13 protein-coding genes are annotated in these 12,126 nt (G+C 65.1%); 5 read left to right on the forward strand and 8 right to left on the reverse strand.

The features are described 5' to 3' along the window. Positions 1-70 precede the first annotated feature (70 nt). Positions 71-622, reverse strand: coding sequence for a hypothetical protein (locus PMI15_RS20260; RefSeq protein WP_036840357.1), 552 nt, complete (start codon positions 620-622; stop codon positions 71-73). A 260-nt stretch (positions 623-882) separates the two neighbouring features. Next, positions 883-1,734: a metallophosphoesterase gene (locus PMI15_RS20265; protein WP_036840313.1), complete on the reverse strand. Its 852-nt coding sequence runs from the start codon at positions 1,732-1,734 to the stop codon at positions 883-885. A 115-nt stretch (positions 1,735-1,849) separates the two neighbouring features. On the opposite strand from PMI15_RS20265, the gene PMI15_RS20270 reads away from it, so the two are divergent. Together PMI15_RS20270 and PMI15_RS20275 are read left to right on the forward strand one after the other, a co-directional pair. Next, positions 1,850-2,263, forward strand: coding sequence for a DUF1801 domain-containing protein (locus PMI15_RS20270; RefSeq protein WP_007873787.1), 414 nt, complete (start codon positions 1,850-1,852; stop codon positions 2,261-2,263). Continuing rightward, positions 2,260-2,682, forward strand: coding sequence for a VOC family protein (locus tag PMI15_RS20275; RefSeq protein WP_007873789.1), 423 nt, complete (start codon positions 2,260-2,262; stop codon positions 2,680-2,682). The genes PMI15_RS20270 and PMI15_RS20275 overlap by 4 nt, the downstream gene beginning before the upstream one ends. Before the next feature lie 24 nt (positions 2,683-2,706). On the opposite strand, the gene PMI15_RS20280 is transcribed toward PMI15_RS20275, so the two are convergent. Continuing rightward, positions 2,707-4,236 carry a PAS domain S-box protein gene (locus PMI15_RS20280; RefSeq protein ID WP_007873791.1) on the reverse strand — a complete coding sequence of 510 codons (1,530 nt, stop codon included), beginning with the start codon at positions 4,234-4,236 and terminating at the stop codon, positions 2,707-2,709. A gap of 182 nt (positions 4,237-4,418) precedes the next feature. On the opposite strand from PMI15_RS20280, the gene PMI15_RS25100 reads away from it, so the two are divergent. After that, positions 4,419-4,595 carry a hypothetical protein gene (locus PMI15_RS25100; RefSeq protein ID WP_007873792.1) on the forward strand — a complete coding sequence of 59 codons (177 nt, stop codon included), beginning with the start codon at positions 4,419-4,421 and terminating at the stop codon, positions 4,593-4,595. 33 nt (positions 4,596-4,628) lie between these two features. Here PMI15_RS25100 and PMI15_RS20285 read toward each other — a convergent pair whose 3' ends face one another. Then, entirely contained in the window at positions 4,629-5,615 is a 987-nt protein-coding gene (locus PMI15_RS20285; RefSeq protein ID WP_007873794.1) for a tripartite tricarboxylate transporter substrate binding protein, read from the reverse strand. 117 nt (positions 5,616-5,732) lie between these two features. Beyond that, positions 5,733-6,704 carry a LysR family transcriptional regulator gene (locus PMI15_RS20290; RefSeq protein WP_007873796.1) on the reverse strand — a complete coding sequence of 324 codons (972 nt, stop codon included), beginning with the start codon at positions 6,702-6,704 and terminating at the stop codon, positions 5,733-5,735. Between the two features lie 149 nt (positions 6,705-6,853). On the opposite strand from PMI15_RS20290, the gene PMI15_RS20295 reads away from it, so the two are divergent. Next, on the forward strand, positions 6,854-7,372 hold the full coding sequence (locus tag PMI15_RS20295) for a hypothetical protein (RefSeq protein WP_007873803.1): 519 nt from the start codon (positions 6,854-6,856) through the stop codon (positions 7,370-7,372). A gap of 144 nt (positions 7,373-7,516) precedes the next feature. On the opposite strand, the gene PMI15_RS20300 is transcribed toward PMI15_RS20295, so the two are convergent. Then, positions 7,517-9,379, reverse strand: a complete 1,863-nt coding sequence (locus PMI15_RS20300) for a phosphoenolpyruvate carboxykinase (GTP) (RefSeq protein WP_007873805.1) — start codon at positions 9,377-9,379, stop codon at positions 7,517-7,519. Positions 9,380-9,890: 511 nt separating this feature from the next. Beyond that, positions 9,891-10,058 (reverse strand): hypothetical protein, encoded by a 168-nt coding sequence (locus PMI15_RS25105; protein WP_007873808.1) that lies wholly within the window; start codon positions 10,056-10,058, stop codon positions 9,891-9,893. A 123-nt stretch (positions 10,059-10,181) separates the two neighbouring features. Here PMI15_RS25105 and PMI15_RS20305 point away from each other — a divergent pair, with 123 nt between their 5' ends. Continuing rightward, on the forward strand, positions 10,182-10,646 hold the full coding sequence (locus PMI15_RS20305; protein WP_007873809.1) for a glycine zipper family protein: 465 nt from the start codon (positions 10,182-10,184) through the stop codon (positions 10,644-10,646). A gap of 18 nt (positions 10,647-10,664) precedes the next feature. Here the strand turns inward: PMI15_RS20305 and PMI15_RS20310 are convergent, their stop codons facing one another. Further along, positions 10,665-11,867, reverse strand: a complete 1,203-nt coding sequence (locus tag PMI15_RS20310) for a threonine ammonia-lyase (RefSeq protein ID WP_007873811.1) — start codon at positions 11,865-11,867, stop codon at positions 10,665-10,667. Between the last annotated feature and the right edge of the window lie 259 nt (positions 11,868-12,126).

Below are 12,126 nucleotides of genomic sequence, written 5' to 3' on the forward strand. Positions count from 1 at the left end.
CTCGCTTCGCATCGCGCTTGGGGTGCCGCGCACGACGCGACGTGAAAAGCGTGGGCGCTAAAAGGGATCGCTAAAAGTTGCTTTGCCGCAGGGTTTCGCGCAGGGTCTGGGCTTTGTCGGGGTCGAACTGCCCCTCAACCCGTGCCAGCACCTCGCCCTGGCGATTGACTACCACGGCGTAGACCTGGTCGGTGCTGGCCAGGCCGGCGGAGCGCACAAAGCTGGCGCGATCGGTGAACACCGGCACCATCTTGGCCCGCTCGGCATCGGCCGTGTAGTGCTGCAGCAGCCGGTCTTCAACCGCGCTGCGGCCCGTCAGCGTGCCGGGGTCGTTGAGTACCGGCATGCGCATCCAGGTGATCGATGGATCGTTCCTGAGGTTCATGCCTTGGATCCAGCTCTCGACATCGGCTCGCTGGCCGCGCTTGAAGGTGATCAGTGCGAGCGTGCGGTCCGACGGGAGGCCTTCGGGCACGGTGACCGGCTGGCGCAGCAGGGTTTGCGCCATGAAAGCGGGCAGGCGGCCCATCACGCTGGAATCACTGGGTGCCGCGAGCGCGAGTGCAAATGCCAGGCCGGCGGCGGCAAGCCAGGCGCCAAGATAGGACACATTGCTTTTCATATTGCTCTCCCCGATTCGGGTGCGGTGCGGGAAGTCCTGCATGAACCCTTCAAGCAAGATACCTGCAAGCCGAACAGCGCGCAAATCAACAATTGGAACAAAGTGTTATCACTGCTTGACACGCTTTGTTCCGCATTGCCGACCCCGGTTGGGTCGCGCGGCGCCCGGGAAGTTCCAAAGAAAAAAAGGCACCGCCGTGCAAACCGCGGCGCTACGACTTTAGTCAGCAGCGGCGTGCCGGCCGCGCAGCCATAAGAATGCTATTGACCGATGGGGATCAGCAGTTCGGGTAAAAACCCCTCCTGCTCGCCCTTGCGCGCATAGCCCAGCGGGTTGGCCACCACGCGGCAGCCGCGGCTGGTGTAGTCGATCGCGCAATGCAGGTGGCCATGCAGCCACAGGTCGGCCAGCGGCAGCAGCTCATCGAGCGCATTGCAAAAACCCGCCGTGCCCGGCGCCAGGCCGTAACGCGGGTCGGCGCTCAGCAGGCTGGGCGCGAAATGGGTCACGGCGACCGTGGGGCCCTCAAAGGGCTGGGCTAGCGCCTGCCGCAGCCAGGCCTGGCTTTTGAGGCCCTGCTCGCGCACCTCGGCCGCCAGCAGGGGCTGGCCATTCCTGAACGTGTGGTTTTTGCTCAGGTAAAAATTGGCCGCGCGAAAGGCTTTGTCGCGCGCCTTCAGTTGCTCGCCCAGCGTGATGTCGGCGTCCTGCGCCTGGCCGCCGCTCAGGGCGTCGAAGTCGGTCCACAGCGTGCTGCCGACAAAGCGCACGCCTTGCAGCACCACGCTCTCCTGCTCCAGCCAGACCATGCCCAGCCGCTCGCAGGTTTCGCGCAACCGGGCATGGGTGGCGTCAAAGTCCAGGCCGTCATATTCGTGGTTGCCGGGCAGGAAGAACACCGGTGTGGGCCAGCCCGCGCCGCCCTGGGCCGCAGGCAAGGGCGAAAACCGCGCCAGGCCGAAGTCGGCGATGTCCCGTTCAGCCAGCAGCGAACCCTGCTGGTAGGAGCCGATATCGCCGGCCAGCACCAGCAGGTCGGCGCCGGGCACGGGCTGCGCCGTGAAATTCGGGTTGCTTTCGAGGTGCAGGTCGGACAGGAGCTGAATGTTCACCCGCCGATTGTGCGGGAAGACCGACCCCACCCCGTGCGAGGGCTTTTCGCTTGCGCCGCCGCGCGCCCATGCGCTAGATTCCCTATGGCATGAACCGATGGAACAGGAGCCGCTTGTGGAGCAGATCAGGAACGTTGCCGTCGCGCAAACCTTCGCGGCCTATCCGCCGGACTTGCGGCGCCGGCTGATGGTGCTGCGCGGCTTGATCCTGGACACCGCGGCGGCCACGCCCGGCGTCGGTGAGATCGAGGAAACGCTCAAGTGGGGCGAGCCCGCCTACCTCACGTCGGCGAGCAAAAGCGGCAGCACCCTGCGCCTGGGGCCGATCAAATCCAGCCCCTCGCAGTACGCCCTCTACTTCAACTGCAAGACCACGCTGGTGGACACCTTCCGTACGCTGTTCCCGGTGGAGCTCCGTTATGACGGCAACCGCGCCATCGTGCTGGACGCCGCGGACGCGGTGCCGCGTGATGCGCTGGCGTTCTGCATTCAGGCGGCCTTGACTTACCACCGGAGGAAATCTTCATGAAACCCCGCATCACCCTGGTCACCCTGGGCGTAGACGACCTCGAGCGCTCGCTGGCTTTTTACCGTGACGGCCTGGGGCTGGCAACGCCCGGCATCGTCGGGGAGGAGTTCGAGCACGGCGCCGTGGTCTTCATCGATTTGCAGCCGGGCCTCAAGCTGGCCCTGTGGCCGCGCGCCAGCCTGGCGCACGACACGGGTCTGCCCGTATCGCAGCGCGGCGCGTCGGCGTTTTCATTGGCGCACAACGTGGCCTCCCGGCAAGAGGTCGACGCGGTGATGGCCGATGCGGAAAAAGCCGGCGCCGTGATCACCAAGCCGGCGGGCGCGACCTTCTACGGCGGATATGCGGGCTACTTCCAGGATCCGGACGGCCACCTCTGGGAGGTGGCGTGGAACCCGCAGTTCGAGATAGCCGACTAGTCCGGCCGGCGCGGGCGCGGCCCGTCAGGCCGGAGGCGCCGCCAGCCGCACCATGAAGCTGGTGCCTTGTCCGGGCCGGCTGCTGACTTCGATCTCGCCCCGGTGCAGGTCCACGCATTCCTTGACGATGTGCAGGCCTATGCCGGTGCCGGAAATATTGCCGACGTTGGTGCCGCGGTGAAAGCTGCCGAACAGGCGCGGCAGGTCGGCCTCTGGAATGCCTATGCCCTGGTCGCTGATGCGCAGGTGGATCTGCTCGCCCACGCCGCGCACCGCAAACCTCACCGGCGTGTCCGGGTCCGAATACTTGAGCGCGTTGCCAAGCAGGTTGACCACGATATGGCGCAGCAGCTGCTGGTCCGCCGTGCGCGGCGCGTCCAGCCCGTCGCAGGTGAGGGACACGCGCGCGGCCTGCGGATTGCCGCGCTCGAGCTCGGCCATCACCAGCACCAGCCAGTCGGGCACCAGCAGCGGCGCGGGTTCAAACCTGAACTTGCCCAGTTCCAGGCGGCTGGTCAGCAGCACCTGTTCCACCATGTTGCTCATGCGCGCGACGGCGGTCTTGATCTGGCCCAGCAGCTCGCGGCGCTCCTCGGCCGGAAAGCTCGCGCCGTAGGCGTCGAGCAGTTCCACCGACGACAGGATGGCGGCCAGCGGCGTGCGGAACTCGTGCGAGGTGACAGCGACGAAGCGCGATTTGAGCTCCGACAGCTCGCGCTCGTGCGCCAGCGCCTTGAGCATGTCTTCCTCAGCCTGGCGCTTGAGCGTCACGTCGGTCAGGAAGTTCAGCGTGGCCGGCGTGCCCTCCCACTCGAACATCACCGCGCTGATCTCCAGCCAGCGCGTCACGCTCTGGCTGTGCTGCACGCGGAACTGGTAGTGGTTCTCAACTGTCTCGCCGCGCAGGCGCCGCAGGTGGTTGTCCAGCACCCGCTCGCGGTCGTCGGGATGGATGAATTCGATGAAGGGCCGCGACTTGGCGGTGGCTTCATCCAGCGCGGTCAGCTTCAGCGCCCTGGGGTTGGCGTAGAGGATGCGCCCGCCCGCCGTGACCAGGATGCCCTCGCTGACGTTTTCCACCACCGCGCGGTATTTGGCCTCGGAGTCGGTACGCCGGCCGATCTCCACGCGCAGCTGCTTGGAGGTGTCGAGCTGCCAGGTGATGTTGTTGGCCAGGTGGATGACGCGCAGCAGCTGCCCCGAGGGGCTGTGTATGGGCAGCGCGCGCTGGCTCAGCCGGGCGACGTCGCCGTTCGGCCTGCGCACGCGGTATTCCTCGCTGCGTTTGACGGCGGCCAGCTGCAGCTGGCGCACCCGGTCGCGGTCCGTCGGGTCGACCTGCTCCAGCCATTGCCAGGGATCGCTCGCCAGTTTGTCGGCCGACTGGCCCCAGAACATCTCGAAAGCCGGATTGGTGTAAGTGATGCGGCCGCCGGCCGGGTCCCAGGACCAGAGCATGGCGTCGATGTTGGCGGCGATCTGCCGCAGCAGTTCCTCGCCCGGCAGCGAAACAGGCGTCACAGCCGTCGTCGATGCGGGGGAGGGGGCGGACATGCAGGGAGCATAGCCGTATCGCGAGCGTGAATTCCTCCCATAAAACCCCGGCTATGTGGACCGGCGGATCAAACTATGCATGCTTTGCATGGGTTTGAGCCCGTCTTAGGCTTGAAACCCTAGGGAAAACCCTTATTCTTGATTCACCGTAACTTCTCACCCGCATAGGGGTGACTTTTGACATGTACAGCCTGTTTGCCCAAATCGCCCGTTTTCTGCCTTCCGCCGCCGGCGTGGCCCCCGTCCATGGCGTGGCCCACAACCTGATGGAGCGCGCCGAAGCCCGTGCCGGCCGCAACCCGCAGCAAGCCCAGGAATTGCGCACGGCCGCCTACACCTACCTCAGCGTGGTTCGCTGACGCTTTCGGTCGCCTGAAACGGCGCGCCGCTTTTCAGAGTTTCACCCCCGCGCCCTTCACGGCGGGCGCCAGCACCGCAACCTGGTCCTTGACGAAGCCACCGAACGCGGCCGGGCTCATGGCCTGGGTGGTGATGCCCAATTCCAGCATTTTCTTTTTGACTTCCGGCGTGGCGAGGATCTCGTTGCACGCGGTGTTCAGCCGCGCCACCATGTCGGCCGGCATGTGCGCCGGCCCGCTCAGGCCGAAGAAGTTGTCCAGCACCAGCTTGCGGTAGCCGAACTCAAGCACGCTGGGCACATCCGGCACCAGCGGTGAGCGCGCTGCCGAAGTCACCGCCAGCGGCACCAGCTGCCCGCTCTTGAAGTAAGGCACAAACGCCGTCAGCACATCAATCCCCACCGGAATCACGCCGGCGATCAGGTCGGTCGCCATGGGCGCGCCGCCGCGGTAGGGAATGTGCTGCAGGTTCACGCCCATGGCTTTTTTCATCAGCTCGCCGTAGATGTGGCCTATGGACGCCGGCCCGCCCGAACCGAAGTCCAGCCGGCCCGCCTTGCGCGCCTGTGACTCCACATCCGTGATGGTCTTGATGGGCGCATGCGGGTTGGCCATGACCACGCAGGGTGCGTTGCCGATCAGCGCGATATGGGTAAAGCCTTCCACCGGATCGTAAGGCTGCTTTTCCAGCGCGAAAGGGCCTATGGACACCGGCGTGGAGTTGCTGAGCATCAAGGTGTAGCCATCCGCCGGTGCCTGCGCCACCACCAGCCCGCCCACGCTGCCGCCCGCGCCGGGACGGTTGTCCACCACCACCGCCTGGCCCAGCTTTTTGCCGAGGTGCTCGGCCATGAGGCGCGCCACGATGTCGCTGGCGCCGCCGGCCGGAAAGGTCACGACGATCTTGATGGGCTTGTCGGGCCAGGCCGCGAAAGCGGGCAGGGCCATGGCGGCCACGCCGCCGGCGAGAACCTTGAGCGCGCCGCGGCGGCGAAAACGGGGAATTTCAAGCTGGGACATTCAGCGCTCCTGCATACAGTTTGTGTGCAGAACTGTATGCAAAAAGCATGCCCCGCAAAACTGCCACGCGCCGGCGCAGGCGCAAAGAAGGGAAAAGGGGTATCCCCGCTTTGAGAATCAGGCCGAAAACGCCTGGTCGGCGGCGCGCACCACGGCCTGCCGCAGCCACATGTGGGCGCTGCGCTGGCGGGAACGGCGGTGCCACACCGCGTCCACGTGCACCGGCGAGACGTCAAAAGGCAAGGGGCGCAGCACCAGCTGCTCGGCAATGCCGGTCACGCGTACAAAGTGGCGCGGCAACACCGTCAGCAGGTTGGAGTTGGCCACCACACGGCCGGCGGTGAAGAACTGGTTGACGGTGAGCACGACCTGCCGCTTGCGTCCCAGAGAAGCCAGGGCTTCGTCGATAAACCCGTAGGGCCGGCCCGAAAAGCTCACCAGCATGTGTCGTGCGGCGCAAAAGCGGTTGAGCGTAAAGGGGCCGGTGGCCAGCGCGTGGTCCTTGCGCATCACGCAGACATATTCGCCGTCGTAGAGCCGCTGGTGTGAAAACGGCAGCGGCTCCCCGCTTTGCTCACTGGCCGTCAGGTCGGCCAGCAACGAGGGGAAGTAGCCTATGGCCAGGTCGCAGGTTTCTTCGTCCAGCAGGCGCCGCGGGTCGCGGGTGGTGAGCGGCACCACCCGGATTGATACGCCCGGCGCTTCGCGCTCCAGCGTTTCGACCAGGCCGGGCATCAGCTCGGCCGCGGTGGCGTCGGCCATGGCCAGCACAAAGGTGGTGTTGGCTTCGCCTGGCACAAATTCGTTGGGAACCAGCGACGCCTGCAGCTGCTGCAGTGCCTCGCGCACGGCCGGCCAGATGGCCAGGGCGCGTGGTGTGGGCGCCATGCCCTGACCGCTACGCTGCACCAGTTCGTCGCCCAGGGTCTCGCGCAGCCGGCGCAGCGCATTGCTGACGGCGGGCTGGGTCAGCGACAGGTTGCGCGCGGCCCGCGTCAGGCTGCGTTCGGCCATCACTTCGTCGAACACACGGAGCAGGTTCAGATCCAGCGTCCGGAAATTGAGGGGATTGAGGGTGTCGGAAGCCATGGTTTGGAGGGCAGGCGCTCAGGTTATCACTAATATGAATGAATCTCATCATAAAGATAAAGTTGAATAGCATCAGTGATAACCCTAATATCCCTGTACCCGCCGAGATATCTTGTCCCGGCGGGGATTAGCCATAACGGGAGTTCCTCATGACCAGCTTCGTCAATATCAAACATTCCACACAGCATCCCGGCGTTGTCCGCGCTGAGTCGGCCTTTGGTGCCGTACGCCAGCTGGGCCAGGCCTTTACCGGCACCCGCGGCCTCGCCACGCTGCTGTTGTCCGCCGTCGCGGCCGCCATCATGGTGGTGGCCTACCAGGTGATGGACAGCGTCACCGAAGGCCATCTGCTGGTGATGTGGATCGCCCTGTGGGCTGTCGCCTTTGCCGTCCTGGCTTTGTTCGCCGGTACCGCGCGCAACCTTGCGGCCCGTGTCAAAGCCGGCTTGGACGACTGGTCGCGCAGCCTGGCCGAAGCCCGCGCCGACCAGCGCCTCTGGCAAGCCGCCAAGAACGATCCCCGCGTGATGGCCGACCTGCAAATGGCCCTGCAACGCGCTGCCGATGCCGAGGTGGATGCATCCGCGGCTCCTGTCATCAAGGCAGAGCGCGCCGAACCCGCCAGCGGCGCCTCGGTGCTGCGCGCCTACCACCGCAGCTACATCTAAGCATCCCGCCGGATGCCGGGCCGTCCGCTGCGGCGGCCCACAAAAAAGCCACCTTGTCAGGTGGCTTTTTTTTGCCCTGTACCGGATGGCCCGGGGCGTGAGGCGCGGCGCAGGTCATGCGCCGTACCCGCCTGGTTCTACCGGTCAGGCAGCCAGGCGGCGCTCGATCGCGGCTTTGGTCTCCCCCAGCTCTTTCGGCAGGTGATGTTCGAGTTGCTTGAACAGTTCGGTGTGCAATTCCAGCTCCTTGAGCCAGGCGGCCTTGTCGATGCTGGTCACGGTTTTGAACTGCTCGGCGCTGAAGTTCAGGCCGGTCCAGTTCAGGTCTTCGTAGGCGGGGCTGATGCCGGTAATGTGCTCGGAACCCTTGCCCGTGCCTTCGATGCGGTCGATCATCCACTTGAGCACGCGCATGTTCTCGCCGTAGCCGGGCCAGACGAACTTGCCGTCTTCGCCCTTGCGGAACCAGTTGGTGGTGTAGATCTTGGGGATTTTGGCGCCCGTGGCTTCCAGCTTCTTGCCGACGTTGAGCCAGTGCTGGAAGTAGTCGCTCATGTTGTAGCCCATGAAGGGCAGCATGGCGAAGGGGTCGCGGCGCACCACGCCGGCCTGGCCGGTGGCGGCTGCCGTGGTTTCCGAGCCCATGGTCGCGGCCATGTAAACGCCTTCGACCCAGTTGCGTGCCTCGGTGACCAGGGGCACGGTGGTGGATCGGCGGCCGCCGAAGATGAAGGCGTCGATCGCCACGCCCTTCGGGTCGTCCCAGGCGCTGTCCAGGGCCGGGTTGTTGGTGGCGGCCACGGTGAAGCGGGCGTTGGGGTGGGCGGCCTTGGCGCCGGTTTCCTTGGCGATCTGCGGCGTCCAGTCCTTGCCTTGCCAGTCGATCAGGTGCGCGGGCTGGCCACCGGTGTCTTTTTCCATGCCTTCCCACCACACGTCGCCGTCATCGGTGAGGGCTACGTTCGTGAAGATGACGTTCTTGTCCAGGCTCGCCATGCAGTTCGGGTTGGTGTGGAAGTTGGTACCGGGGGCCACGCCGAAGTAACCGGCTTCAGGGTTGATGGCGTAAAGCTTTCCGTCGGCGCTGGGCTTGATCCAGGCGATGTCGTCGCCTATGGTGGTGACTTTCCAGCCGTCAAAACCGGCGGGCGGCACCAGCATCGAGAAATTGGTCTTGCCGCAGGCGCTCGGGAAGGCTGCCGCCACGTGGTATTTCTTGCCCTGGGGATTGGTCACGCCGAGGATCAACATGTGTTCGGCCAGCCAGCCCTCGTCGCGGCCCATGTTGGAGGCGATGCGCAGCGCAAAGCACTTCTTGCCCAGCAGGGCGTTGCCGCCGTAGCCGGAGCCGTAAGACCAGATCTCGCGGGTCTCGGGGTAATGCACGATGTACTTGGTCTTGTTGCAGGGCCATTTCACGTCCTTCTGGCCCTCGGTCAGCGGCGCGCCCACGGTGTGCACGCAGGGCACAAAGTCGCCGTCCACGCCCAGCACGCCGAACACCGCCTGGCCCATGCGCGTCATGATCTTCATGTTGACGGCCACGTAAGGGCTGTCGGACAGCTCGATGCCGATGTGCGCGATCGGCGAACCCAGCGGGCCCATGCTGAAAGGCACCACGTACATGGTGCGGCCCTTCATGCAGCCGTCAAACAGGGGTTGCAGCGTGGCGCGCATCTCGGCGGGCGCCATCCAGTTGTTGGTCGGGCCGGCATCTTCCTTTTTGGCGGAGCAGATATAGGTGCGGTCTTCCACGCGGGCCACGTCGCTGGGATCGCTCTGGGCCAGGAAGCTGTTGGGGCGCTTGGCTTCGTTGAGCTTCTTGAAAGTGCCGGCGTCGACCAGCTGCTGGCACAGGCGCTGGTATTCGGCATCGCTGCCGTCGCACCAGTACACGTTGTCAGGTTTGCACAGGGCCACCATGTCGGCGACCCAGGCGATCAGTTTCGCGTTCTTGACGTAGCTGGGTGTATTGAGTTGCAGGCCTTGCATCACGGGTTGGTTCATCGAAAAAACTCCAAAGTTAAAAAGCGTTATTTCGAGAAGCGTCGCGCGGCAACCGGGGGTGGTTGGAACTCGAGACGTTTGTCGAAATAAGGCTTGGACTTTCCCCGCAACGGCCTTGATGGACCTGAAACAGGACAGCGCTCACACAACAACCAAGTCCCGGTCGGCGGGCGGAGCCGCAGGCTGAATATGCTGCGGCGCAAGGTCGGAAAAAGCGGTTTGCCGGCTGCTTTTGCGCCTTCCACGGGTCGGCCAGAGAATTCATTTTAAGAAGATAGACGCTGGTTACCTGGCAGTTACCGTCAAAAGTTATGCATAACTTGCATGAGGTTATGCATATGCTGCGCGGGGGTTCCGGCAGTCATGACATGGGGGTGGGAAATGCCGCCAGGGGGCGGTTGACCGCGGTTTCACGGCGGTTTTTGCGATGAAACGGGTCGGGGACGGGCCCAGAGGCCGGAAACAAAAAAGTCCGCAGGCTGCGGACTTTCTAGGGGAAAGCGGGGGAATATCAGGCCATGTAGATGGCAATGAAGGCCAGCAGGAACATCAGCACGCCACCGACCACCGGCAGGACAATGGGGATCACGGGGACGATGGCGTCAACGGCTTCCTGCTCCTGGGCGGACGTGGGGCTGTCGTGGGCGGCATTGGTGGTGTGGTTGGCTGAACTGGACATGGGGGTTCCTGAATTGCTTGAAAGTCTGGGCAGATTTTAGCCGCATGCGGCGCCCCGGCGGCAAACAGGTCGCCATCGCCAGTTGCGTTACCCTTTACCCATGCTTGTTTGCGGAAGGAACGCATGAAATACCCAACTTCATTTCGACTCTTGCCGGCCGCCCTGTCCGCGCTGGCCCTGCTTTCGGCCTGCGCCACCGGCGGACCCGGCAGCGCCTCGGCCAGGCCGGTGCTGTATCCCAATGCCACGCTCAACCGCGTGGGCGATGCCCAGGGCCAGGCCGAGGTCAATGCCTGCATGTCGCGAGCCTCGGCCGCCGGGCTCAGCCCGTCGCAAAGCGGCAATGAAGTAGGCCGTCGGGCCGGTGAGGGCGCGGCCGTCGGCGGTGTGGCCTCGGCCGTGGGCGCCCTGATCACCGGGCGCGGCGGCGAGGGCGTGCTGCGCGCCGGTGCCGCGGGGGCTGCCGTGGGCGGCTCGGCCGGCGCGGTGTCGGGCGCGTTTCACAACGACAAACCCAACAGCACCTACCGCAGCTTTGTGCAGCGCTGCCTCGGCGAACGCGGTTTCGAGGTGATAGGCTGGAATTGAGCGCGGCCCGCGCCGCGTTCAGTGCTGCTCCGAAGCCTCGTAACCGGCCGCGTTGAGCGCCGCCAGCACCTGCTGGATGTGATCGCGCCCGCGCGTCTGTATCACCAGCTCGATCTCCACGTTCTGGGCTGACAGCATGGTGAAGGCGCGCTGGTGGTGCACCTCGTCGATGTTGGCCCCGGCGTCGGCCACGGTGGCGGTGATCTTCGCCAGGGAGCCGGGGATGTCGCGCACGCTGACCTTGATGCGCGCCAGGCGCCCGGCGCGCACCATGCCGCGCTCGATGATGGCGGCCAGCAGCAGCGGGTCGATGTTGCCGCCGCACAGCACCAGGCCGACTTTTTTGCCGGCAAAGCGCGCCGGGTACTTGAGCAGCGCCGCCAGCCCGGCCGCACCCGCGCCTTCCACCAGGGTTTTTTCGATTTCGAGCAGCATGACCATGGCCTGCTCGATGTCGCCTTCGTCGACCAATACCAGGTCGTCCACCAGCTTGGCGATGATGGCTTGCGGGATGACGCCCGGCGTGCCGACGGCGATGCCCTCGGCGATGGTGCTGGTGCCCTGCGGGTGTTTGGTGCCCTTGATGGCGTTGACCATGCCCGGAAAGCGGGAGGTCTGCACGCCGATGATCTCGATGCCCGGCTTGAGGGCCTTGGCCGCCGTGGCCATGCCCGCGATCAGGCCGCCGCCGCCCACGGCAATGACCAGGGTGTCCAGCTCGGGCACGGCATGCAACATCTCCAGCCCGACGGTGCCCTGGCCCGCGACGATGGCTTCGTCGTCATAGGGGTGCACAAAGACCAGGCCTTCACGCTCGGCCAGCTGCAGGGCGTGGGCGCGCGATTCATCCAGCGAGTCGCCGTGCAGTACCACCTCGGCGCCAAAACCGCGGGTGCGTTCTATCTTTACGCCCGGCGTGAAGCGCGGCATCACGATCACCGCCCGCAGGCCCAGGCGCTGCGCATGGTAGGCCACACCCTGGGCATGGTTACCCGCGCTCATGGCGATCACGCCGCGGCGCCGTTCGTCGGCTGACAGTTGCGCGAGCTTGTTACAAGCGCCACGCTCCTTGAAGGATGCGGTGTACTGGAGGTTTTCGAACTTCAGGAAAATCTGCGCGCCCGTCAGCTGCGACAGCGTCCGGGATTCCACGCAGGGCGTGTCCAGCAGATGGCCCTGCAGGCGCTGGGCGGCCTGTTCGATGTCGGTAAGGCTGAGCATGATGTCCTCTGTGGCGATGGTGAGATTGTGCCGCTACATTTTCCGTGCGTTCGTTGGCGTTTCTGTGGCGCATTCCACACGGGGGCGTTCAAGTAGTGTCTTCCATGATGCTTCAAGCTGCGTTATGGTGGAGTCTCGTTGAACCCCATGGCGCCAAGGCGCTCATAGCCAGGGTAGTGCATCCAGTCAAACAGGCAAGGTCCAGAGGCATGTCAACCAGCGGTGTCGTTGCATTAGGTGCAATCAGTGCAATAGGGAG

The organism is Polaromonas sp. CF318, assembly GCF_000282655.1.
GTDB lineage: Bacteria > Pseudomonadota > Gammaproteobacteria > Burkholderiales > Burkholderiaceae_C > Polaromonas.

Coding starts and splice junctions, on each gene's coding strand:
- PMI15_RS20290 (WP_007873796.1), bottom strand. CDS start 6,704: ATGGCTTCCGACACCCTCAATCCCCTCAATTTCCGGACGCTGGATCTG.
- PMI15_RS20310 (WP_007873811.1), bottom strand. CDS start 11,867: ATGCTCAGCCTTACCGACATCGAACAGGCCGCCCAGCGCCTGCAGGGC.
- PMI15_RS20300 (WP_007873805.1), bottom strand. CDS start 9,379: ATGAACCAACCCGTGATGCAAGGCCTGCAACTCAATACACCCAGCTAC.
- PMI15_RS25100 (WP_007873792.1), top strand. CDS start 4,419: ATGTACAGCCTGTTTGCCCAAATCGCCCGTTTTCTGCCTTCCGCCGCC.
- PMI15_RS20275 (WP_007873789.1), top strand. CDS start 2,260: ATGAAACCCCGCATCACCCTGGTCACCCTGGGCGTAGACGACCTCGAG.
- PMI15_RS25105 (WP_007873808.1), bottom strand. CDS start 10,058: ATGTCCAGTTCAGCCAACCACACCACCAATGCCGCCCACGACAGCCCC.
- PMI15_RS20285 (WP_007873794.1), bottom strand. CDS start 5,615: ATGTCCCAGCTTGAAATTCCCCGTTTTCGCCGCCGCGGCGCGCTCAAG.
- PMI15_RS20295 (WP_007873803.1), top strand. CDS start 6,854: ATGACCAGCTTCGTCAATATCAAACATTCCACACAGCATCCCGGCGTT.
- PMI15_RS20260 (WP_036840357.1), bottom strand. CDS start 622: ATGAAAAGCAATGTGTCCTATCTTGGCGCCTGGCTTGCCGCCGCCGGC.
- PMI15_RS20280 (WP_007873791.1), bottom strand. CDS start 4,236: ATGTCCGCCCCCTCCCCCGCATCGACGACGGCTGTGACGCCTGTTTCG.
- PMI15_RS20305 (WP_007873809.1), top strand. CDS start 10,182: ATGAAATACCCAACTTCATTTCGACTCTTGCCGGCCGCCCTGTCCGCG.